This window comes from Prevotella intermedia ATCC 25611 = DSM 20706 (genome assembly GCF_001953955.1).
Classification (GTDB): domain Bacteria; phylum Bacteroidota; class Bacteroidia; order Bacteroidales; family Bacteroidaceae; genus Prevotella; species Prevotella intermedia.
This window is the reverse complement of sequence record NZ_CP019300.1, coordinates 1265395-1286724: the sequence shown is the minus strand read 5'-3', so window position 1 is coordinate 1286724 and position 21330 is coordinate 1265395. Positions and strand designations below refer to the sequence as shown.

Below are 21330 nucleotides of genomic sequence, written 5' to 3'. Positions count from 1 at the left end.
TGATGATATGAAGACTTTCCTGCAAGAAGTAGCAAAAGATTTAATCGCAAAATACGGCAACGACTTAGCACATATAGCCATTGTCTTTCCAAACAAGAGAGCTTCCTTATTCCTTAATCAAGAGTTGGCAAAGCTTTCCGACGGCCCTATTTGGAGTCCGTCTTACATCACTATCTCCGAACTATTCCGCCAACAGTCCAACCTTACCGTAGCCGACTCAATAAAAAGTCTTTGTGTTCTCCATAAAGCATACATAGAAAAGACGGGCAGAAACGAAACTCTCGACGAGTTCTACGGCTGGGGGCAGTTGCTTTTAGCTGATTTCGACGACATAGACAAGAATATGGCAGACGCCGAAAAGGTGTTCCGCAACATTCGCGATTTGCACGAATTAGACTCGATAGACTATCTCACTGAAACACAGAAAGCTGAACTAAGTCGATTTTTTGCCAACTTCACAGGCGATTCGAGCGTACTGAAAGAGCGCTTTCTCAATCTATGGAGCAAACTTTACGATGTCTATTCCGACTTCAAGGCAAAACTGCAAGCTGAAGAACTCGCCTACGAAGGTATGCTCTATCGCGATGTTATAGAGCGCAACAACATTCCCAATCGGTACGATACCTACGTTTTTGTGGGCTTCAATGTCTTGCAAGCGGTGGAACAAAAACTCTTCTCGGCATTGAAGAAGGAAGGCAAAGCACGCTTCTATTGGGACTACGACCACTATTATATGAAGGCAACCAACGAAGCTGGTGTCTATATTAATAAATGGTTCGACAAGTTTCCCAACGAATTTGATGCTGAAAACGAACTCTACAATTGTTTTGAACAAGAAAAGGAAGTGCGTTATATTTCAGCACCCACCGAGAATTTGCAGGCTCGTTACATATCAGAATGGCTGCTCGAAAACAACCGTTATCAAGCAGGGAAGCGTACAGCAGTGGTTATGTGCAACGAAGCGTTGCTGCAAACCGTTATCCACTGCATACCAACAGAGGTCGATTTGCTGAACGTTACAACAGGTTACCCACTTTCGCAAACACCTATCACCTCTATGGTTTGGCAACTTATAGCACTGCAAACAGAGGGCTATTCTGCGCAAGAAGGTGCTTACCGCTTGCAACATCTGTCCCACGTGTTGCGCCACCCCTACGGAAAATACCTCAACATAGATGCTGCCAACCTGCTTGCAGAGCTAAAAGCGGAGAAGCAATATTATATAAAGGTGGAACGCACACGCCTACAACACATAAGTACACCTGTAACAGCATTGGTGGCGTGGCTGTCTAATATGGTCAGAACAATTGCAACCAACGGTGCAGAAAGCGACGACCAGCTGTTCCAAGAATCTACTTTCCGTATGTATACACTCTTGAACAAACTCTTGGAACTGGTGAAAGATGGCGACTTAATAGCCGATTTCGTTATCTTCCGCCGTTTGTTCAGTCAGCTTATCGCCTCAACAAGCATTCCTTTCCACGGCGAACCAGCTCGCGGAGTGCAGATAATGGGTGTGTTGGAAACACGCAATCTCGACTTCGACAATGTATTGCTGCTTTCTTGCAACGAGGGTAATATGCCCAAAGGTGTAAACGATGTATCGTTTATTCCGCACTTTGTAAGGAAGGCTTACGGTCTTACCACCATCGACAACAAGGTCGCTATCTTCAGTTATTACTTCCATCGACTGTTGCAACGCGCCAAACACATTACACTGCTCTACAACAATTCTACCCAAGGAACGAAGACTGGCGAAATGAGCCGCTTTATGTTGCAACTGCTGGTAGAGAGCAAACTCAACATTAAACAGTGGGCACTGCAAGCTGGACAAGAGCCAATGCAGCTGACAACACCGATAATTATCAAGGACGAAGTAGTGCAAAACAAACTCAATCGCATTTCTTACTTCTCGCCAACAGCCATCAATACCTACCAAAGTTGCCAACTTAAGTTCTATTATAAATATGTGGCTGAACTGATGGAAAGCGACGACAACGACGAAGATGATGTAGACGGACGTGTATTTGGAAACATTTTCCACTGCGCAGCACAACTGATGTACGAGCGGCTTTTGCCTCGTGAGGTCATAACACGTGAGAATATCGAGTATGTTTTAAAGACTGGAAAATCGGCACAATCGCCCACAACAGGCAATGCGAACGCTACAATGAGCGACATTGTGAGCGAGGCTTTCGCCCGCGAACTATTCCTTCAGAAACCTGGCAGTACCAAACACCCGAAGCTGAACGGACTCCAACTCATCAACCAAGAAGTGATAGAGAGGTTTCTTCGCCAACTTCTTCGCATCGATGCACACACTGCCCCGCTACGTGTAATACGCCACGAGTTCGATGTTTACAAAACTATAACGATTGATGTAAACGGCAAGAAGAAAGCCATTTCGGTGGGAGGACGCATCGACCGTTTAGACGAAGTAAAGTTAGGCACAGCGCAAGAACAGCTCCGTGTAGTCGATTACAAGACGGGCAACAAAGTTGCAAAACAGCTTAAAGACATAGAAGCCATATTCGATTCGAAGAAAATATTGACCGACAAGAGCGATTACATCTTCCAAGCGGTACTGTACAGCATTATCGAACAGACCGAAGATGCAGACAACAACCCTAACCACAAACCCGTTAGTCCTGCTCTGCTCTTCATTCAACACGCCAATGCTGACGACTATTCGCCTATACTGACCTTAGGCGGAAAGCCTATTACGAATGCTATAGTATACGCAGAGGATTTCGATAACTTCTTGAAAAACAAATTGGAAGAGATATTTGTGAAAGAAACATTTGAACCAACAGCCGACTTAAAAATGTGTTCTCTCTGCCCATATTGCCAACTCTGTGGGCGAGGCTAACGCTTAAAGTTGTTGCTGAAAACACCTTCTGTTTTGTAAAGATTATTTCTTTAAAAAGTAGTAATTGCGTTTTGGCATTGCGAAAGCGACTGTTTTGCAACGCAAAACCTACGCTTTTACCATGCAAAACAGCCGCTTTTGGAATGCAAAACAATAGCTTTTGCAAAACACTGATAACAAGATAGTTACACAATAGCTATGCTTGTGAAAAATATTTACAGTTTTATCGCTTTCTTTTCGTTATTAAGGTAAGTTTTAGCCGTTATGTTTTTACTGACCTAAAACGCTTTACAGAAAAGCTAAAAACCTTCAAAAGTATTTTTAGAATCTACCTACAATACTTTATATTTAGCAAACTTTAGAAGCAATTGTTTCGTTCCTGCATTGCGGAACGCTACGGTTGCTTTTGCATTTTCTCCTGTTCCCTCTATCGCTTCTACCACGCCTATACCGAAACGTTGGTGCTCAATAGTTGCTCCAACTGTAAGTCCATTCCCTGCAATAGTGTTTGAAGCGGTTGTCTGAGAAGTTGTTGCATATTGTCTGCCACCATTTGAAATTGCTGCCGACAATCTTTTGAAGTTTCCCCCTTCGCTCATCAGTCGCTGCTTGGTGCGTTCCGACAGAGGGTCTACGGCGCGTTCGGGCATTTTGCGTGCAGTAATCTTGGGCTTAGGGTCAGCCTTAAACTGACTTGCAACAGGGTTTGAGTTCTGCCAACGGCTGTCTGTATAGGGCTTATCCCAAGGCATTCTACCACCTCCGCCTACCGATGGTCCGCTTTCGGTTTCTATATAAGCGTCGTCAATATCTTTCAGGAAACGGCTCGGATTGTTAAACTGTATCGTTCCGAAGTGGTAACGGTTCTTCGCATTGGTAAGAAAGCAAAAACGTTCGGCACGTGTAATGGCAACATAAAGCAGTCGGCGTTCTTCTTCTATCTCACGACGAGAGCTTGCAGCCATTGCATTGGGGAAGATGTTTTCCTCTAAACCAACAACAAACACTACGGGAAATTCCAATCCTTTTGCAGAGTGAATGGTCATAAGCGACACTTTGGGGCTGTCGTCGTCCTTCTTGTCAAGGTCAGAATAGAGTGCCACTTCCTGCAAAAAGTCGGTCAAGAAGGTTTCTTCTTCACGCCCTTCCTCCCTTCTGTCCTCCACAAATGCTTGTATTCCTGCAAGAAGTTCCTCCAAGTTTTCGCGTCGCGACACGTCTTCTGGCATTGTTCCCTGTGCCAAATCGGCAGAAATACCGCTTTCTCTTATAATTTCTGAACCCAAGGTATAGGCATCTGACATAGCCAACCGGCGAATAAAGTCGTTGATTAATTCTACAAAATCAGTTAGTTTCGTCGCCGTTCCTTTATTCACATCTAATCCGTAATGCTGCACATCGCCCACTACGTCCCACAAACTTGCCTCATTCTTGTTTGCACAGTCTATGATTTTCTGCAATGTTGCATTGCCAATTCCACGTGCAGGGTAATTTATGATGCGTTTGAAAGCCTCCTCATCGTTCGGATTAGCCACCAAACGGAAGTAGGCTATAATGTCTTTTATCTCCTTGCGCTGATAGAACGAAAGTCCGCCATATATCTTGTAAGGAATTAAAGCCTTGCGCAGCTCGTCCTCGAAACTACGACTTTGAGCATTGGTTCTATAAAGAATGGCAAAGCTATCATATTCAAACGATTGCGAACGCTTCAGTTTGCTTATTTCCTTCACAACGACCATAGCTTCTTCCTTGTCGCTGTAACAGGGTCGATAGCTTATTTTTGCTCCTTCGTTTTCTTCCGAATAGACTTCTTTCGGTATCTGTTGGGCGTTGTGTTTCATAAGCGAATTGGCAGCTTCCACTATCTTTTGCGTAGACCGATAGTTTCGTTCCAATTTGAAAACTCGCACATCGTCGAACTTGTTTTGAAAGTCGAGAATGTTATCGATATTAGCTCCACGGAACGAATAAATGCTCTGATAGTCGTCGCCTACCACACAAACACGCTGATGTTGTGCAGCCAAGAGTTTCACAATAGCCACCTGTACATAGTTCGTATCTTGATACTCATCGACAAGAATGTACTGGAAGCGTTCTGCATATTTATTGCAGATGTCGGCATTATCGTTGAACAAGCGGAACGTATTCACCAACAAATCGTCGAAATCCATTGCATTTGCCTGGCGGCAACGTGCCTGATAGGATGTGTATATTTGCGAAATGGCAGGCAGTTTCATATTTCTATCACGGTCCCAGATAGCTTTGTCGTTGGCATAGGCATCTGCCGTGATAAGCTGGTTCTTCGCCATTGAGATGATGTTGTGCACCGTGGCAGGCTTATATTTCTTATCATCTAAGCCCAATGTCTTGATAATGGATTTTAAAAGCGAGCGAGAGTCGTTTTCATCGTAAATGGTAAAATTGCTGTTGTAGCCTATATGCTGTGCTTCTGCCCTGAGAATGCGAGAGAAAACCGAGTGGAACGTGCCCATATACAGTTGGTTTGCCTTCTCATAGTCGACCAACGAGCCGATACGACTCTTCATTTCGCGGGCAGCTTTATTGGTAAAGGTAAGCGCAAGAATGCGGTAGGGTAAAACGCCATACATTATTAAATAAGCAATCTTGTAGGTAAGAACGCGCGTCTTTCCAGACCCTGCCCCTGCAACAACCAACGATGCACCGTTGCAATATTCCACTGCCTCGCGCTGGTTCTCGTTTAGTTGCGACAACAGTTCTTCTATCTTTTCTTCCGTATTCTCTTGCATTGCAATAATCTATAATCCTTTCTTACTTGTTTAATGGGAATGCAGGTATGTGTTTCATCTGGACTTCTATTTGCTTTAAACGCTTCCGCATATACGGTCCTGGCGATTTCGATGAGAATCTTCGAGGGTTGGGCAGCGTTGCAGCAATTAAGGCGCAGTCCGACCGAGTCAGATTTTTGGCGTCTACATCGAAGTTTCTCTCCGCACAAGCCTGCACGCCGTAAATGCCATCGCCCATTTCTATGGAGTTCAGGTAAACTTCCATGATGCGTTCCTTGCTCCAGAACAACTCAATAAGAAAAGTAAAATAGGCTTCTAAACCTTTGCGCACCCAAGAACGTCCCTGCCATAGAAATACATTTTTGGCGGTTTGTTGCGATATGGTAGAACCTCCTCGCAGCTTCTTCCCACCGTTTAGGTGTTCTTTAGCAGCTTGTTCTATCGCTTTATAGTCGAATCCGTGGTGGCTGAGAAAACGCTGGTCTTCGCTTGCTATCACAGCAACAGGCATTGATTTTGGCATTTCTTCTAAAGAAATCCAATCGTGGTACAACTTTATTTTCTCACCATTCATTATCTGTTCGAAGCAGCGAGAAAACATCAGGGGCGTAAAATAAACGGGTATGAAGCGATAAGCCACCACACCCAATATAGTAGAAGCAAACAACATTGCTGCTATCCATTTAACAAACTTAATTACTTTCTTTACCATACCGAAGTACAAAGGTAGTAATTTTTTGATTAAATCGACTTACAAGATTTGATATTTATTTGCGTGGTTCACGTTTTTATATTAACTTTGCAGCAGTATTAAAATAGGTGAAAGAAATTGATAGAAAAACATATTGTTCTTGATGATATTGACCCCGTAGTGTTCTATGGCGTTGGTAATATACATCTGCAAATGATAAAATCTCTCTTCCCAAAAGTGAGAGTCGTTGCTCGCGACAATGTAATAAAGGTATTGGGCGACGAAGAGCAGATGACAAAATTAGAAGAAGATGTTGAGAATATGCGCAAACATATTTTAAAGTATAATGTTATAAGCGAAGAAGATATTCTTGACATTGTAAACGGAAGACAAACCAAAACAGATGCAGGCAAAGGAGTATTGGTTTACTCTGTTTCGGGAAAGCCTATAAAAAGTCGCTCTCACAATCAGCAACTATTGGTTGATGCCTTCAACAAGAACGATATGGTGTTTGCGGTAGGTCCGGCAGGTACAGGTAAAACCTATTTGAGTATTGCACTTGCTGTAAAAGCATTGAAAGCAAAAGAGGTTAAGAAAATTATTCTCTCTCGCCCTGCGGTCGAAGCTGGAGAAAAATTAGGCTTTCTGCCTGGCGACATGAAAGAAAAGATAGACCCCTATCTGCAACCTTTGTATGATTCGCTTGAAGATATGATTCCTGCAGTTAAACTTCAAGATATGATGGACAAGCACGTCATACAAATAGCTCCGCTTGCATTTATGCGAGGAAGAACGTTGAACGATGCCATTGTCATACTTGATGAAGCCCAAAACACATCGACAGCCCAAATCAGAATGTTTCTTACACGATTGGGAATGAACTCGAAGATGATAATAACAGGCGATTTAACACAGATAGACCTCCCCTACAATCAGAAAAGCGGACTGAAAGAAGCAATAGAAATACTTTCTGGAACAGAAGGAATAGCTGTTGTGAAGCTCGACCAAAAAGATATTGTAAGACATAAGCTTGTAACGAGAATTGTTACTGCTTACGATACATACGATAAAACAAAGAAAAGTAAAACTACTCCATAAAACAATAAAAATTATGAATGCATTGACTAAAACCGATTTTAAGTTCGAAGGACAAAGAAATGTTTATCACGGAAAAGTTCGTGATGTCTACGATATTAACGATGATTTAATAGTAATGGTCGCAACCGACCGTATTTCAGCCTTCGATGTAGTTTTGCCTAAAGGTATTCCTTTCAAAGGACAGGTTTTAAACCAGATAGCTTCAAAGTTTTTAGACCTTACTTCAGACATTTGCCCTAACTGGAAATTGGCGACTCCAGACCCAATGGTTACAGTGGGATTGAAGTGCGAAGGCTTTAAGGTGGAGATGATTATCCGTTCTATTCTTACAGGTTCGGCTTGGAGAGAATATAAAGCTGGCTGCAGAGAACTTTGTGGTGTGAAACTTCCAAATGGAATGAAAGAAAACGAACGCTTCCCCGAGCCTATCATCACGCCAACCACCAAGGCTGACGAAGGCCACGATATGAACATTTCTAAAGAAGAAATCATCAAGCAAGGTATCGTTTCAGAAGAAGATTACAATACGATTGAAGATTGGACAAGAAAACTTTTTGCACGCGGACAGGAAATTGCCGCTCAAAAAGGACTTATTCTTGTTGATACCAAGTATGAATTTGGTAAGCGTGATGGCAAATGCTACCTAATAGACGAAATACATACGCCAGACTCAAGTCGCTACTTCTATGCTGACGGCTATGAAGAGAAGCTGGCAAAAGGCGAACCACAAAAACAGCTTTCAAAGGAGTTTGTTCGCCAATGGCTGATAGAACACAACTTTATGAACGAGCCAGGACAGACTATGCCCGAAATAACTGATGAGTATGCAGCAAGCGTAGGCGACAGATACATTGAGCTCTATGAGCATATCATAGGAGAAACGTTTGTAAAAGTTGATAACGAAATTGACTTGGCAGGACGCATTGAAAAGAATGTAAGCCAGTATTTGGCTTCAAGAAAATAAAAGGCTTCAAGATAATAGTCGCAAGAAACCAATCGGCATCAAAGTGTATAATCAAGAAAAAATAAAGCCCTATAACAGCACGGACGAAAAAGGGAAAGTGGTTGAGGAAATGTTTGACAACATAGCCCCAACCTACGACACCTTAAATCACAGGCTGTCATGGAATATAGACAAAAGTTGGCGCAAGAAAGCTATAAAGCAACTTTCACCGTTTAAGCCCAAAACAATACTTGACATTGCAACGGGGACTGGCGATTTTGCTATTTTGTCAGCCAAAATGCTTTTACCTGATACACTTATAGGTGCTGATATTTCCGAAGGAATGATGGAAATTGGGCGACAAAAGGTAAAAAATGAAGGGCTGGAAGGCATTATATCATTTCAAAAAGAAGATTGTTTAAATCTTACTTTCCCTTCCGATACATTCGAAGCGGTAACAGCTGCTTTCGGCATTCGTAATTTTCAAGACCTTGAGAGAGGGCTTGTAGAAATGTACAGGGTTTTGAAGAAAGGTGGGCATTTGTGTATTATAGAACTCACTACACCAATATCATTCCCTATGAAGCAACTCTTTAAAGTGTATTCAAAGGTGGTTTTACCATTTTACGGACGCTTGATTTCAAAAGATAGCAGCGCATACGATTATTTGAACAAAACGATTGCTGCATTTCCACAAGGTGAAACTATGATGAAAATTCTTCAGAAAGCTGGTTTCGCTAAAACCTCTTTTAAGCGTTTGACTTTTGGTATCTGCACAATGTATATTGCTGAAAAATAAAATTTAGTTACTTATGGACAAATATGGATTGATAGGTTATCCGTTAGAGCATTCTTTTTCCAAAGGATATTTTAATGAGAAATTTCAAAACGAAGGCATTGATGCCGAGTACAATAATTATGAAATTTCATCTATTGAAAGCCTTTTGGAGATTATTGATACGAATCCGGAATTGAAAGGACTTAATGTTACCATACCTTATAAAAAGCAAGTTATTAAGTATCTTGATGCTTTGAGTCCTGAAGCAAAAGCTATCGGTGCTGTAAATGTCATTCGTATAGAACACATAGGCAACAAAACATATCTCAAAGGCTATAATAGCGATGTTATAGGCTTCACAAAAAGCATAGAGCCTTTATTGGAACGCTATCATAAGAAAGCACTTGTATTAGGAACAGGTGGTGCTTCTAAAGCTGTATGCTATGGATTGAAATCTTTAGGTATTGAGACTAAATGTGTTTCAAGACGCAAAAACATAGACGTCTTGACCTATAATGATTTGTCTCCCAAGATAATAAAAGAGTTTAATGTAATTGTAAATTGCACACCTGTAGGAATGTATCCAAACGTGGAGGAATGTTTGCCACTTCCATACGAAGCCATGGATAGCCATACACTTTTATATGATTTGCTTTACAATCCTAACGTAACTCGCTTTATGGAAAAAGGCAAAGAGAATGGTGCGGTTGTTAAGAACGGATTGGAAATGTTACTTTTGCAAGCATTTGCAAGCTGGGATATTTGGAATGATAAAGAAGATAAATAATCTGAAAATATAGTCGAGACAATGAATAACAGATATGCAATGCGTGGCGTTAGTGCTGCCAAAGAAGATGTACACAACGCTATAAAGAATATAGACAAGGGAATTTTCCCACAGGCTTTTTGCAAAATCATTCCAGACATCTTAGGAGGTAGCGAGGAATACTGCAATATAATGCATGCTGATGGTGCAGGTACAAAATCCTCCTTAGCTTATATGTACTGGAAAGAAACTGGCGATTTAAGTGTATGGAAGGGTATTGCACAGGACGCCATAGTTATGAATACCGACGATTTGTTGTGTGTTGGTGCAGTAGACAATATTTTAGTATCATCTACTATCGGACGCAACAAGATGCTTGTTCCAGGCGAAGTTATATCTGCCATAATTAACGGCACTGATGAGTTGCTGGCAGAAATGAGAGAGATGGGAATAGGCATTTATCCTACTGGTGGAGAAACAGCAGATGTTGGCGACTTGGTGCGTACTATCATTGTCGATTCCACCGTTACTTGCAGAATGAAACGCTCTGACGTTATTGACAATGCGAATATTCGCCCTGGCGATGTTATCGTTGGTTTAAGTTCGACAGGACAATCAACCTATGAAAAGAAGTACAATGGCGGAATGGGCAGCAATGGCCTTACAAGTGCGCGCCATGATGTTTTTTCAAAGTATTTAGCTGAAAAATATCCAGAGAGTTTCGACCACACTGTGCCCAACGAACTTGTTTATAGTGGCAAATACAAACTGACCGATACGGTAGAAGGCAGTCCTCTGAATGCAGGAGAGTTGGTACTCTCCCCTACCCGCACCTATGCCCCTGTAATTAAGCGAATACTCGATGAATATCGTAGCGAAATACACGGAATGGTACATTGCACGGGCGGAGCACAAACAAAGGTATTGCACTTTGTAAATGATAATTGTAAAGTAGTAAAAGACAATATGTTCCCAGTTCCTCCTTTGTTTAAAGCTATAAAGGAATGTAGCGGTACGGATTGGAAAGAAATGTATCAAGTGTTCAATATGGGACACAGAATGGAAGTTTATGTCTGCCCCGAAATGGCAAACTCGATTATTGCTATTAGCAAGGAATTCAATATCGATGCACAAGTTATCGGTCATATTGAAGAAGGCGAAAAGAGCTTAACTATCAAAAGCGAATTTGGAGAATTTAATTATTAAACAACAACAGAAATAAATATATGCCCGAAAAGAATAGTATATTAGAGAAGCTCGATGGACTTGAAGCACGTTTCGAAGAGGTTTCTACGCTCATTACCGACCCAGACGTGATAAGCGATCAACAAAGATATGTCAAGCTCACCAAGGAATATAAAGACCTTGGTGATATTATGAATGCTCGAAAACGATATATAAATTGCCTTACTACAATAAACGAAGCTAAAGATATTCTTACCAATGAAACCGACCCTGAAATGAAAGAAATGGCAAGGTTGGAACTGAGTGAGAATGAAGAGTTGCAGCCAAAACTTGAAGAAGAGATTAAGCTTTTACTTGTTCCTAAAGACCCTGAAGACGACAAGAATGTGCAAATGGAAATCAGAGCAGGAGCAGGTGGCGACGAAGCTGCATTATTTGCAGGCGATATTTTCAATATGTATAAACGTTACTGCGACAAGAAAGGTTGGACACTGTCTATCACATCGGTTTCGGAAGGAACTGTTGGCGGTTTTAAAGAAATAGACTTTGCCGTAGCAGGTGCTGGCGTATATGGCATTCTTAAATACGAATCAGGTGTCCACCGCGTGCAACGTGTTCCGTCTACCGATACACAAGGTCGTATGCAGACGTCGGCAGCGACAGTTGCCGTACTTCCGGAAGCCGATAAATTTGAAGTAAACATTAATGAAGGCGACATAAAATGGGATACTTTCCGTTCGAGCGGTGCAGGTGGTCAAAATGTGAACAAGGTGGAATCGGGCGTTCGATTGCGCTATCCGTGGAAAAATCCTAATACAGGAGAGGTGGAAGAAATCCTAATAGAATGTACCGAAACCCGCGACCAACCTAAGAATAAGGAAAGAGCTTTATCGAGATTGCGTACATTTATATATGACCGTGAGCATCAAAAATATGTAAACGACATTGCAAGCAGACGTAAGAGTCTTGTTTCTACGGGAGACCGTTCAGCTAAAATTCGTACTTACAACTATCCACAAGGTCGAGTAACCGACCATCGCATAGGTTTTACGACTCACGATTTGCCTGGTTTTATGAATGGTGAAATCCAAGATATGATAGATGCACTGATTGTTGCAGAAAACGCAGAAAAATTAAAAGAAACAGAATTGTAAGTTATTGGCATAATACAGAAGAAGAAATTTAATCTCCACAGGTATAGTAGACAGAGAATGCGACAATATATACTTTCGTGGGGCACAATATATACTTTCGTGGGGCACAATATATACTTTCGTCATTATTAACATTTGCCCCCATTTTTGAGTATAAACATTCAAGTCTGTAAACAATTCGTCAAACCCACGTTAATAATAAATACCATTTCGTGGTTTGAAACTAAAGAATAAACATAAATAAGTATGGAGAGAAAACAATTAATAGAGCAAATATTTACAAAGAAATCGTTTCTTTGCGTCGGGCTTGATACCGATTTAAACAAGGTTCCTAAGTTTCTGTTAAACGAAGAAGACCCTATTTTTTCTTTTAATAAAGCCATAATTGACAGAACAGCTCCTTATTGTGTAGCATACAAACCTAACTTGGCATTTTATGAGTGCTATGGGTTGAAGGGTATGGAGGCGTTTGAAAAGACAATAACATATCTGAAAGAGAAATATCCAAATCACTTCATAATAGCCGATGCCAAGCGTGGAGATATTGGAAACACATCAAAGATGTATGCACAAACATTCTTTAAAGAATATAATGTTGATGCGCTTACCATAGCTCCATATATGGGAGAAGATTCTGTAAAGCCTTTCTTGGAATATGAGGGGAAATGGGTTATTCTTCTTGCACTAACAAGCAATAAAGGAAGCCACGACTTTCAGTTATTTGAAGACAAAGATGGCGTACGCTTATTCGAGCGAATACTGAGCAAGGCGCAAGAATGGGGCACAACAGAGAATTTAATGTTTGTTGTCGGTGCAACACAAGGAAGCTTGTTTGCCGATATACGAAAATTAGCCCCTGATAGTTTCCTCTTAGTACCAGGAGTTGGCGCACAAGGTGGAAGTTTGCAAGAAGTTTGTAAATATGGTATGAATAAGGACTGCGGTCTTTTGGTCAATTCATCACGAGGTATTATCTATGCAAGTTCAGAAGCAAACTTTGCAGAAATTGCAGGAGAAAAGGCGAAAGAATTGCAGCAAGAAATGGAAAAAGAGCTTGACAAACTAAAAGAATAATTCAAAAGAGAAGCGTTCCATGAGTGGCAGTAAGATTATAAGCGACCCCGTATTTGGATTTATCAGGATTCCATCGGGGCTTCTTTTGAATATTGTTAAGCACCCATTTATGCAACGCTTAACCCGTATAAAACAATTAGGACTAACTACAGTTGTTTACCCTGGTGCTCAACATACAAGGTTTCAGCACTCATTGGGAGCTTTCCACCTAATGAGTGAGGCAACCTTGTCGCTGCAGCAAAAGGGTGTTTTCATTTTCGATAGCGAAGCAGAAGCAGTTCAAGCAGCCATTTTGATGCACGACATCGGACACGGTCCTTTCTCCCACGTGCTCGAGAATACATTAATCAAAGGAATTACCCACGAAGAAATATCTTTAATGGTAATGAATTGCATCAACCAAGAAATGAATGGTGAGCTTAATCTTGCTATTAAGATTTTCAAGAATGAATACCCCAAGCGTTTTCTTCATCAATTAATCAGTAGCCAACTTGATATGGACAGGTTGGACTATCTGAAACGAGATAGCTTTTTTACAGGTGTAACGGAAGGCAACATAGGTTCGGCACGAATTATAAAAATGCTGAATGTCGTAGACGATACCTTGGTAATAGATGCTAAAGGTATTTATTCAATAGAGAATTTCCTTACATCGCGCCGCTTAATGTATTGGCAAGTATATTTACATAAAGCCACGGTTGGGTACGAAAAACTCTTAATCAGTTTATTGCTTAGAGCTAAAAAGTTACTGAAAGATGGATATAAACTATTTGCCTCTCCTGCTTTAGCTTTCTTTCTTGACAACGACGTAAATGCAGAATACTTCAAAAATAATGAAGAAACACTGAAACATTACTTGAGTTTAGATGACAGCGACTTATGGAGTGCTATAAAAGTATGGCAAAAATCAGAAGATAAAATACTATCACTCCTTGCCGATGATTTTATCAATCGCAAACTTTTCAAGGTCGAAATTCACGATGAACCAATTTCACAAGAACAAATAGGCGAATGTAAGGAACGAATTTGCCACTTCTTAGGCGTTACTGAAGAAGATAGCAGCTACTTGATGCAGATTGATACTGTTCAAAAAGATATGTACGATATCAACGACGACCGTATTAGCATATTATCAAAAGATGGTAGTTTAAAAGACATAACAGAGGCTTCAGAGATTTTGAACGTAGAACTATTATCTAAAAAAATTCGTAAATATTACTTTTGTTATCACAGAATCTAACAAAAGTTTGTTATCTTTGCACGAACAAGCATTTATCATTTATTATATAGAATGGAATTTAACGCAAAACAAATCGCAGAATATATACAAGGAAGCATAGAAGGCGATGAAGAAGCAACCATTAGTACTTTCGCAAAAATAGAGGAAGGAAAGCATGGTGCTATAAGTTTTTTAGCAAACCCGAAATATACTCATTATATATACGAAACTGAATGTTCTATAGTTCTTGTAGACGAAAGCATAAAGATTAAGAAGCCAACGAAAGCGACATTAATACGTGTAAAAAATGCACGCGACTGTGTTGCAAAGCTTCTTCAGCTTTATGAAAGTATGAAGCCTAGAAAACAAGGAATAGATTCGTTAGCGTTTATTTCTCCAAAAGCAACAATAGGAAAGAATGTCTATATTGGTGCTTTTGCATATATAGGCGATGGAGTGGTTGTTGGAGATAACTGTATGATTTATCCTCATACAACCATTATGGACAATACAACTTTAGGAAACAATTGCATCATTTATCCTAATGCCAGCATCTACCATAATTGTAAAATCGGTAATAATGTTATTTGTCATTCTGGCAGTGTCATAGGTGCAGATGGTTTTGGCTTTGCCCCAAATGCAGAAACAAACAACTATGATAAAATCCCACAAATTGGTATTGTTACTATAGAAGACGATGTTGAAATAGGAGCAAACACGTGTATTGACCGTTCAACTATGGGAAGCACGTATGTGCGTAAAGGCGTAAAACTCGACAACCTTGTGCAGATAGCACATAATACTGATATTGGCGAAAACACTGTTATGAGCGCACAAGTTGGTATTGCGGGCTCTACTAAAGTTGGAGAATGGTGTATGTTTGGTGGACAGGTTGGAATATCTGGGCACTTAAATATTGGTAATAAAGTCTTCCTTGGTGCACAGTCTGGTGTATTGAGCAAGTTAAAAGATAATCAGTCGCTTATGGGAAGCCCTGCAATTGAGCCACGCAACTATTTTAAATCACAAGTCATATTCCAAAGACTTCCTGAGATTTATAAGCAGATAGATGCTTTACAGAAAGAAGTTGATGAATTGAAAAAGAATAAATAATATATATGGAAACAACAAAACAGAAAACACTGAAGGGAAGCTTTTCCCTCTTTGGAAAAGGTTTACACACAGGATTAAGCCTTACTGTTACTTTTAATCCAGCTCCAGATAATACAGGATACAAGATTCAACGAATTGATTTGGAGGGACAGCCCATCATTGATGCTATTGCAGAAAATGTTATTGATACCCAACGTGGTACGGTAATAGCGAAAGGAGAAGCCCGTGTCAGTACTATCGAACACGGTATGGCAGCTCTATATGCAATGGGAATAGACAATTGTTTAATTCAAATTAACGGTCCAGAATTTCCTATTCTTGATGGCTCAGCAGCAATGTACGTTGAAAAGATTAGAGAAATAGGTATCGTAGACCAAAATGCTCCAAAAGATTATTACATCATTAGAAAAAAGATGGAGTATAAGGACGAAAGTGGTAGCATTATTACAATCCTACCTGATGAGCAGTTCTCTATAACAGCAATGTGTTCCTTTGAGTCTAAGTTCATTAGCAGTCAATTTGCAACACTTGACGATATTGATAAATTCGCTGACGAGATTTCTCCTGCCCGAACCTTTGTATTTGTTAGGGATATTATGCCTTTGTTGCAAGCTAATCTTATAAAAGGTGGAGACCTCGACAATGCGATTGTTATTTATGAGAAACAAGTAGACCAACCCACTCTTGACCAATTGGCTGACCTGCTTAAGGTGCCACATATGGACGCTACAAGTATTGGCTATATACAAAACAAGCCTCTTATTTGGGATAATGAGTGTACAAGACATAAGTTATTGGATATTATTGGCGATGTGGCTTTAATAGGAAAACCTATCAAAGGGCGTATTGTTGCAACCCGACCTGGCCACACCGTAAACAATAAGTTTGCAAGAATGATTCGTAAAGATATTCGCAAACACGAAATTCAAGCTCCTATTTACGACCCAAACGATGAACCGTTAATGGATAATATCCGAATTCGCGAGCTTCTCCCCCATCGTTATCCAATGCAACTTGTTGATAAAGTAGTAGCGATGGGAGCAACAACAATAGTTGGTGTTAAGAATATTACTGCTAACGAGCCATTTTTTCAAGGACATTTCCCACAAGAGCCTGTAATGCCAGGTGTTCTTCAGATAGAAGCTATGGCACAGTGTGGCGGATTATTGGTACTTTCACAAGTAGAAGAGCCTGAAAGATGGTCTACCTATTTCTTAAAGATAGATAATGTAAAGTTCCGTCAGAAAGTTGTTCCTGGCGATACTCTGTTGTTCCGTGTCGAACTTTTAAGCCCTGTACGTCATGGCATCAGTTCAATGCAAGGTTATATGTTTGTAGGCGACAATGTTGTAGCAGAAGCTACATTCACTGCACAAATAGTAAAAAACAAATAAATAAAATTATGAATACTATTAGTCCTTTGGCATTCGTACATCCAAATGCAAAGATAGGCGACAATAATATTATAGGTCCATTTTGTTATATTGACGATAATACCGTAATTGGCGATAACAACAAACTACTGAATAGTGTTACAATACACACTGGTGCACGAATTGGCAATGGAAACGAGTTTTTCCCTGGAGCAAGTATTTCTACCAAACCACAAGATTTGAAATTTCGTGGTGAAGAAAGTCTCTGCGAAATTGGCGACAATAATTCTATACGTGAAAACGTAACTATTTCGCGTGGTACAGCTTCAAAGGGGACAACGATTGTGGGCAGCAACAATCTTTTTATGGAAAGCATGCACATTGCCCATGACTGTATTGTCGGTTCAAATATCATTATCGGCAATTCAACAAAGCTGGCAGGAGAAGTTAAGGTAGAGGATTATGCTATTATCTCTGCTTCCGTTCTTTGCCACCAGTTCTGTAACATTGGTTGTAATGTAATGATTCAAGGCGGAAGTCGTTTTTCTCAAGACATTCCTCCTTATATTATTGCAGGCAAAGAGCCTATCCGATATGCAGGTATTAATATCATTGGGCTAAGACGCAAAGGATTTACCAATGAACAAATAGACCAAATTCATAATGCTTATCGTTTGTTATATGGCGAAGGTACTCGCGAAGAAAATATCCAAAAGATAAAAGAAACTTTACCAATGACAGAAGAAATCCAACATATCATTGAATTTGTCCAAGCTTCATCAAGAGGAATTATTAAGTAAATAGCATTGAATATACAAACTCTTATCGTATTGACAGGTCCAACAGGTGTTGGTAAAACAGCTTTAACACTTGATATTGCACAGCATTATGGTTTAGAAATTATCAATGCTGATTCAAGACAGATATACAAAGAGTTACCCATAGGTACAGCTGCTCCTACCAAGGAGCAGCTGATTCGCGTAAAGCACCATTTTGTTGCTTGTAAAAGTATCAGCGAGTATTACTCAGCAAGCCTTTATGAACAAGAAGTTTTAAGTTTGTTAAAAGCAAATCCAACATCTTCGTACATCTTGTCTGGTGGTTCGATGATGTATATTGATGCTGTTTGCAATGGTATAGACGATATACCAACCATTGATGACGAGGTACGACAAACTTTAATGCAAAGACTTGAAAAAGAAGGATTAGAAAAACTTTGCGAATTATTAAAGGAATTAGACCCCACTCATTGGGAAATTGTAGATAAGAAAAATCCTCGCAGAGTTCTCCATGCACTTGAAGTGTGCATTCAAACAGGAAGAACATACACATCATACCGTACTAATAAAAATCAAGAACGTCCATTTAATATAATAAAAATAGGATTAAATCGCTCGCGTGAAGAATTATACGAACGGATTAACGCACGCACAGAAGATATGATTGCTTCGGGAATGATAGGTGAGGCTTTGCGTATGTATGATTACCGAAACTTAAATGCTTTGAACACTGTAGGCTATAAAGAATTGTTTGAATATCTTGATGGCTTAACTACTCTTTACGAAGCTATTTTTAAGATACAAAGCAACACAAGGAAATATGCACGTAAGCAGCTGACTTGGTTCAAAAGAGATGAGAATATTCGTTGGTTTCACCCAAATGAAACTAAAGAAATATTAAAACACATTGATAGTTATCTGTTCTAAAAAACATTTTACTATTTTTGTAATCTTGTTAGGATAAGACGACCTATATAAACTACTTCTAAATGAAAAGTATAATCAGATTATTCAAAAACATTATAAAGGGAATTTTTAATTTCTTCCCATGGTATATTAAGCTGTATAAAGGGCGGGCATGGTACACAAAGTTGTCATTGGGTATTGTATCATTCTTTGTGTCAGTCTTTCTCTTCTTTGGTATGGTTGATATGAATTTCTTGTGGCTTTTCGGCAAGTCTCCTGGTTTTGCAGAAATCAAGACCCCACCAACCTATGCTGCTTCAGAAATATATAGTGCTGACTCTGTTTTAATTGGCAAATATTTTAAGGAGAACCGCATACCAGTGAAGTATGAAGATGTAAATCCAACGTTTTGGAAAGCTTTGATAAGTACTGAAGATGAAAGATTTTACAGCCACCATGGAGTAGACTTTATGGGAATCGGTGGTGCTGTAAAAGATGCTGTAACGCGCGATGGTGCTCGTGGTGCCTCTACCATAACGCAGCAGCTTGCTAAAAATATGTTCCGTATTAGAAATAAGGAATATTCTGGATTACTGGGCAAAATCCCAGGCTTGCGAATGCTTATCGTCAAAGCCAAGGAATGGATTATAGCATATAAAATAGAATTTATTTACTCCAAGAATGAAATCCTGACAATGTATGCCAATACAGTTGATTTCGGAAACAATTCGTATGGAATAAAGACAGCTGCAAGAACTTATTTCAACACTACTCCCCGCCAACTTACTACCGAACAAGTTGCAACGTTGGTCGGAATGTTGAAGGCGACAACTTACTATAATCCGATTTCAAATCCTTCAAATTCTCTTGGTAGGCGTAACACCGTATTATATAATATGGTAACGCATGGGCATTTAACAAAGGATGAATACGATAAGTATTCAAAGAAGCCTTTGAAACTTGACGTCCACGTAGAAGAAAATTATGACGGTAGAGCACAATACTTCCGCGAATACGTTGCCGATTATCTGAAGGATTGGATAAAAGACAACGACTACGACCTTTATAGCAGTGGTTTGAAAATCTACACGACAATTGATACTCGCATGCAGCAATATGCAGAAGACGCTGCAAAGAAACAGATGCGTAAAATCCAACAGGATTTCGACAGACATTGGCGCGGACAAGACCCATGGCGCGACGAGAATGGCAACTTAGTGCCAGGCTTTATAGAAAGAATTGCAGAACGCCAACCATTTTATAAGAACTTGGTACAGAAATACCCTAACCAACCAGACAGCGTATTGTACTACATCAACAAGCCTCACAAGGTGAAACTCTTCGATTACGATAAAGGTGTGATCGAAAAGGAAATGTCGTCGATGGATTCCATTCGTTATATGGTAAAGTTCATGCACTGTTCAATGGTTGTCATGGAGCCTGAAACAGGTGCGGTGCGGGCATGGGTTGGCGATATAGACTTCAGAACGTGGAAATACGATAAGGTTACAGCGCAACGTCAGCCAGGTTCCACTTTTAAGCTCTTTGTCTATTCCGAAGCAATGAATCAAGGCTTGGCACCATGCGATAAGCGCAGAGATGAATACATCAGCATGCAGGTGCCCGACAAGAAGACCGGAATATTGAAAACTTGGACGCCACGCAATGCCAATGGCAACTACTCGGGCGACTCTATAACATTAAAAGCAGGCTTCGCTCGAAGTATCAATACAATAGCTGTCCGTTTGGGACAAGAGATGGGCATAAAGAACATTATTCGCACTGCTCAAGACATGGGCATAAAGAGTCCGCTCGAAAACGAACCTTCGTTGGCTTTAGGTTCGAGCGATGTAAACTTGCTTGAAATGGTGAACGCATACTGTACGGTTGCAAACGATGGTGAACATTGCGACCCGATTGTGGTTACAAAGATACTCGACCAGCGTGGCAACGAAGTGTATGTTGCAAAACCAGACAACAAACAAGTGCTGTCTTATCAAAGTGCTTTCTTCGTGCAGCAATTGCTAAAAGGCGGTCTTACTGAACCAGGCGGAACTAGTCGCACATTAAATCAATACACATTTGGCGACACCGATTGGGGCGGAAAGACAGGTACTTCCAACAATCATTCCGATGCTTGGTTCATAGCAGTAAGCCCGAAACTTGTTGTCGGTGCATGGGTAGGCGGCGAATATCGTAGCATTCACTTCCGAACAGGTGCTTTAGGGCAAGGTTCCAAGACGGCACTCCCAATGTGCGGTAACTTCATTTACGATTTAATGCGCGACAAAGCTTTCCAAAAATATCACGCAAAGTGGCTGCCCAATCCTGAAAAGGATATAGACCCTACAATGTATAATTGCCAATCGGCGGCTCAACCGACACGAGAGCCCGATAGCCTGCATCTCTATTACAGAAATGAACAAGAGGATTTGCCCGATGAAAACGAACAAGATGCAGAAGGTGCTGTGAACAGGAATATAGAAGACAGGATAGCTCCTCCTCGTCCTCGCGAGAATGAGGAGAACAATAAACCCAAGCAACCTTCAAATGCTCCTATCCCCGTTCCAAAACCACGCATAGAGCCGCTTGAAGTATAAAGACGATGAAAGGA

At 40.4% G+C, this 21330-nt stretch carries 16 protein-coding genes; 14 read left to right on the top strand and 2 right to left on the bottom strand.

The window, feature by feature from the left end:
- Positions 1-7 precede the first annotated feature (7 nt).
- Entirely contained in the window at positions 8-2869 is a 2862-nt protein-coding gene (locus BWX39_RS05400) for a PD-(D/E)XK nuclease family protein (protein ID WP_028906162.1), read from the top strand.
- A gap of 332 nt (positions 2870-3201) precedes the next feature.
- Here the strand turns inward: BWX39_RS05400 and BWX39_RS05395 are convergent, their stop codons facing one another.
- On the bottom strand, positions 3202-5637 hold the full coding sequence (locus BWX39_RS05395; protein ID WP_028906161.1) for an ATP-dependent helicase: 2436 nt from the start codon (positions 5635-5637) through the stop codon (positions 3202-3204).
- Between the two features lie 22 nt (positions 5638-5659).
- Positions 5660-6349, bottom strand: coding sequence for a monofunctional biosynthetic peptidoglycan transglycosylase (gene mtgA / locus BWX39_RS05390; RefSeq protein ID WP_028906160.1), 690 nt, complete (start codon positions 6347-6349; stop codon positions 5660-5662).
- A 117-nt stretch (positions 6350-6466) separates the two neighbouring features.
- On the opposite strand from mtgA, the gene BWX39_RS05385 reads away from it, so the two are divergent.
- From BWX39_RS05385 to BWX39_RS05325, 13 genes are all read left to right on the top strand, one after another.
- Positions 6467-7426 carry a PhoH family protein gene (locus tag BWX39_RS05385; protein ID WP_028906159.1) on the top strand — a complete coding sequence of 320 codons (960 nt, stop codon included), beginning with the start codon at positions 6467-6469 and terminating at the stop codon, positions 7424-7426.
- Between the two features lie 13 nt (positions 7427-7439).
- Complete coding sequence (locus BWX39_RS05380; protein WP_028906158.1) at positions 7440-8390, top strand: phosphoribosylaminoimidazolesuccinocarboxamide synthase; 951 nt, start codon at positions 7440-7442, stop codon at positions 8388-8390.
- Between the two features lie 43 nt (positions 8391-8433).
- A complete protein-coding gene (gene ubiE / locus BWX39_RS05375) occupies positions 8434-9168 on the top strand; it encodes a bifunctional demethylmenaquinone methyltransferase/2-methoxy-6-polyprenyl-1,4-benzoquinol methylase UbiE (RefSeq protein ID WP_023924649.1) in 735 nt (244 codons plus the stop codon).
- Positions 9169-9181: 13 nt separating this feature from the next.
- Positions 9182-9934 (top strand): shikimate dehydrogenase family protein, encoded by a 753-nt coding sequence (locus BWX39_RS05370; RefSeq protein ID WP_028906157.1) that lies wholly within the window; start codon positions 9182-9184, stop codon positions 9932-9934.
- A gap of 21 nt (positions 9935-9955) precedes the next feature.
- Positions 9956-11119, top strand: coding sequence for an AIR synthase-related protein (locus BWX39_RS05365; protein ID WP_028906156.1), 1164 nt, complete (start codon positions 9956-9958; stop codon positions 11117-11119).
- A gap of 20 nt (positions 11120-11139) precedes the next feature.
- Positions 11140-12252, top strand: coding sequence for a peptide chain release factor 1 (gene prfA / locus BWX39_RS05360; protein ID WP_028906155.1), 1113 nt, complete (start codon positions 11140-11142; stop codon positions 12250-12252).
- Positions 12253-12498: 246 nt separating this feature from the next.
- Positions 12499-13326, top strand: a complete 828-nt coding sequence (pyrF, locus tag BWX39_RS05355; protein ID WP_028906154.1) for an orotidine-5'-phosphate decarboxylase — start codon at positions 12499-12501, stop codon at positions 13324-13326.
- Positions 13327-13345: 19 nt separating this feature from the next.
- The gene (locus tag BWX39_RS05350) at positions 13346-14566 is read left to right on the top strand and encodes an HD domain-containing protein (RefSeq protein WP_023924657.1); all 1221 of its coding nucleotides are present in this window, start codon (positions 13346-13348) and stop codon (positions 14564-14566) included.
- A gap of 51 nt (positions 14567-14617) precedes the next feature.
- Positions 14618-15658, top strand: coding sequence for a UDP-3-O-(3-hydroxymyristoyl)glucosamine N-acyltransferase (gene lpxD, locus BWX39_RS05345; protein WP_028906153.1), 1041 nt, complete (start codon positions 14618-14620; stop codon positions 15656-15658).
- A 5-nt stretch (positions 15659-15663) separates the two neighbouring features.
- A complete protein-coding gene (locus tag BWX39_RS05340) occupies positions 15664-17052 on the top strand; it encodes a bifunctional UDP-3-O-[3-hydroxymyristoyl] N-acetylglucosamine deacetylase/3-hydroxyacyl-ACP dehydratase (RefSeq protein WP_004363166.1) in 1389 nt (462 codons plus the stop codon).
- Between the two features lie 8 nt (positions 17053-17060).
- Positions 17061-17831, top strand: a complete 771-nt coding sequence (lpxA, locus tag BWX39_RS05335) for an acyl-ACP--UDP-N-acetylglucosamine O-acyltransferase (RefSeq protein ID WP_028906152.1) — start codon at positions 17061-17063, stop codon at positions 17829-17831.
- A 6-nt stretch (positions 17832-17837) separates the two neighbouring features.
- The gene (gene miaA / locus BWX39_RS05330; RefSeq protein WP_028906151.1) at positions 17838-18737 is read left to right on the top strand and encodes a tRNA (adenosine(37)-N6)-dimethylallyltransferase MiaA; all 900 of its coding nucleotides are present in this window, start codon (positions 17838-17840) and stop codon (positions 18735-18737) included.
- A 62-nt stretch (positions 18738-18799) separates the two neighbouring features.
- A complete protein-coding gene (locus BWX39_RS05325; RefSeq protein ID WP_028906150.1) occupies positions 18800-21316 on the top strand; it encodes a transglycosylase domain-containing protein in 2517 nt (838 codons plus the stop codon).
- The last annotated feature ends 14 nt before the right edge of the window (positions 21317-21330 follow it).

What these genes read in the sequence shown, in the direction of transcription:
- BWX39_RS05400 (WP_028906162.1), top strand. Translation starts at nt 8, where the DNA reads ATGAAGACTTTCCTGCAAGAAGTAGCAAAAGATTTAATCGCAAAATAC.
- BWX39_RS05395 (WP_028906161.1), bottom strand. Translation starts at nt 5,637, where the DNA reads ATGCAAGAGAATACGGAAGAAAAGATAGAAGAACTGTTGTCGCAACTA.
- mtgA (WP_028906160.1), bottom strand. Translation starts at nt 6,349, where the DNA reads ATGGTAAAGAAAGTAATTAAGTTTGTTAAATGGATAGCAGCAATGTTG.
- BWX39_RS05380 (WP_028906158.1), top strand. Translation starts at nt 7,440, where the DNA reads ATGAATGCATTGACTAAAACCGATTTTAAGTTCGAAGGACAAAGAAAT.
- BWX39_RS05370 (WP_028906157.1), top strand. Translation starts at nt 9,182, where the DNA reads ATGGACAAATATGGATTGATAGGTTATCCGTTAGAGCATTCTTTTTCC.
- BWX39_RS05365 (WP_028906156.1), top strand. Translation starts at nt 9,956, where the DNA reads ATGAATAACAGATATGCAATGCGTGGCGTTAGTGCTGCCAAAGAAGAT.
- prfA (WP_028906155.1), top strand. Translation starts at nt 11,140, where the DNA reads ATGCCCGAAAAGAATAGTATATTAGAGAAGCTCGATGGACTTGAAGCA.
- pyrF (WP_028906154.1), top strand. Translation starts at nt 12,499, where the DNA reads ATGGAGAGAAAACAATTAATAGAGCAAATATTTACAAAGAAATCGTTT.
- BWX39_RS05350 (WP_023924657.1), top strand. Translation starts at nt 13,346, where the DNA reads ATGAGTGGCAGTAAGATTATAAGCGACCCCGTATTTGGATTTATCAGG.
- lpxD (WP_028906153.1), top strand. Translation starts at nt 14,618, where the DNA reads ATGGAATTTAACGCAAAACAAATCGCAGAATATATACAAGGAAGCATA.
- BWX39_RS05340 (WP_004363166.1), top strand. Translation starts at nt 15,664, where the DNA reads ATGGAAACAACAAAACAGAAAACACTGAAGGGAAGCTTTTCCCTCTTT.
- lpxA (WP_028906152.1), top strand. Translation starts at nt 17,061, where the DNA reads ATGAATACTATTAGTCCTTTGGCATTCGTACATCCAAATGCAAAGATA.
- BWX39_RS05325 (WP_028906150.1), top strand. Translation starts at nt 18,800, where the DNA reads ATGAAAAGTATAATCAGATTATTCAAAAACATTATAAAGGGAATTTTT.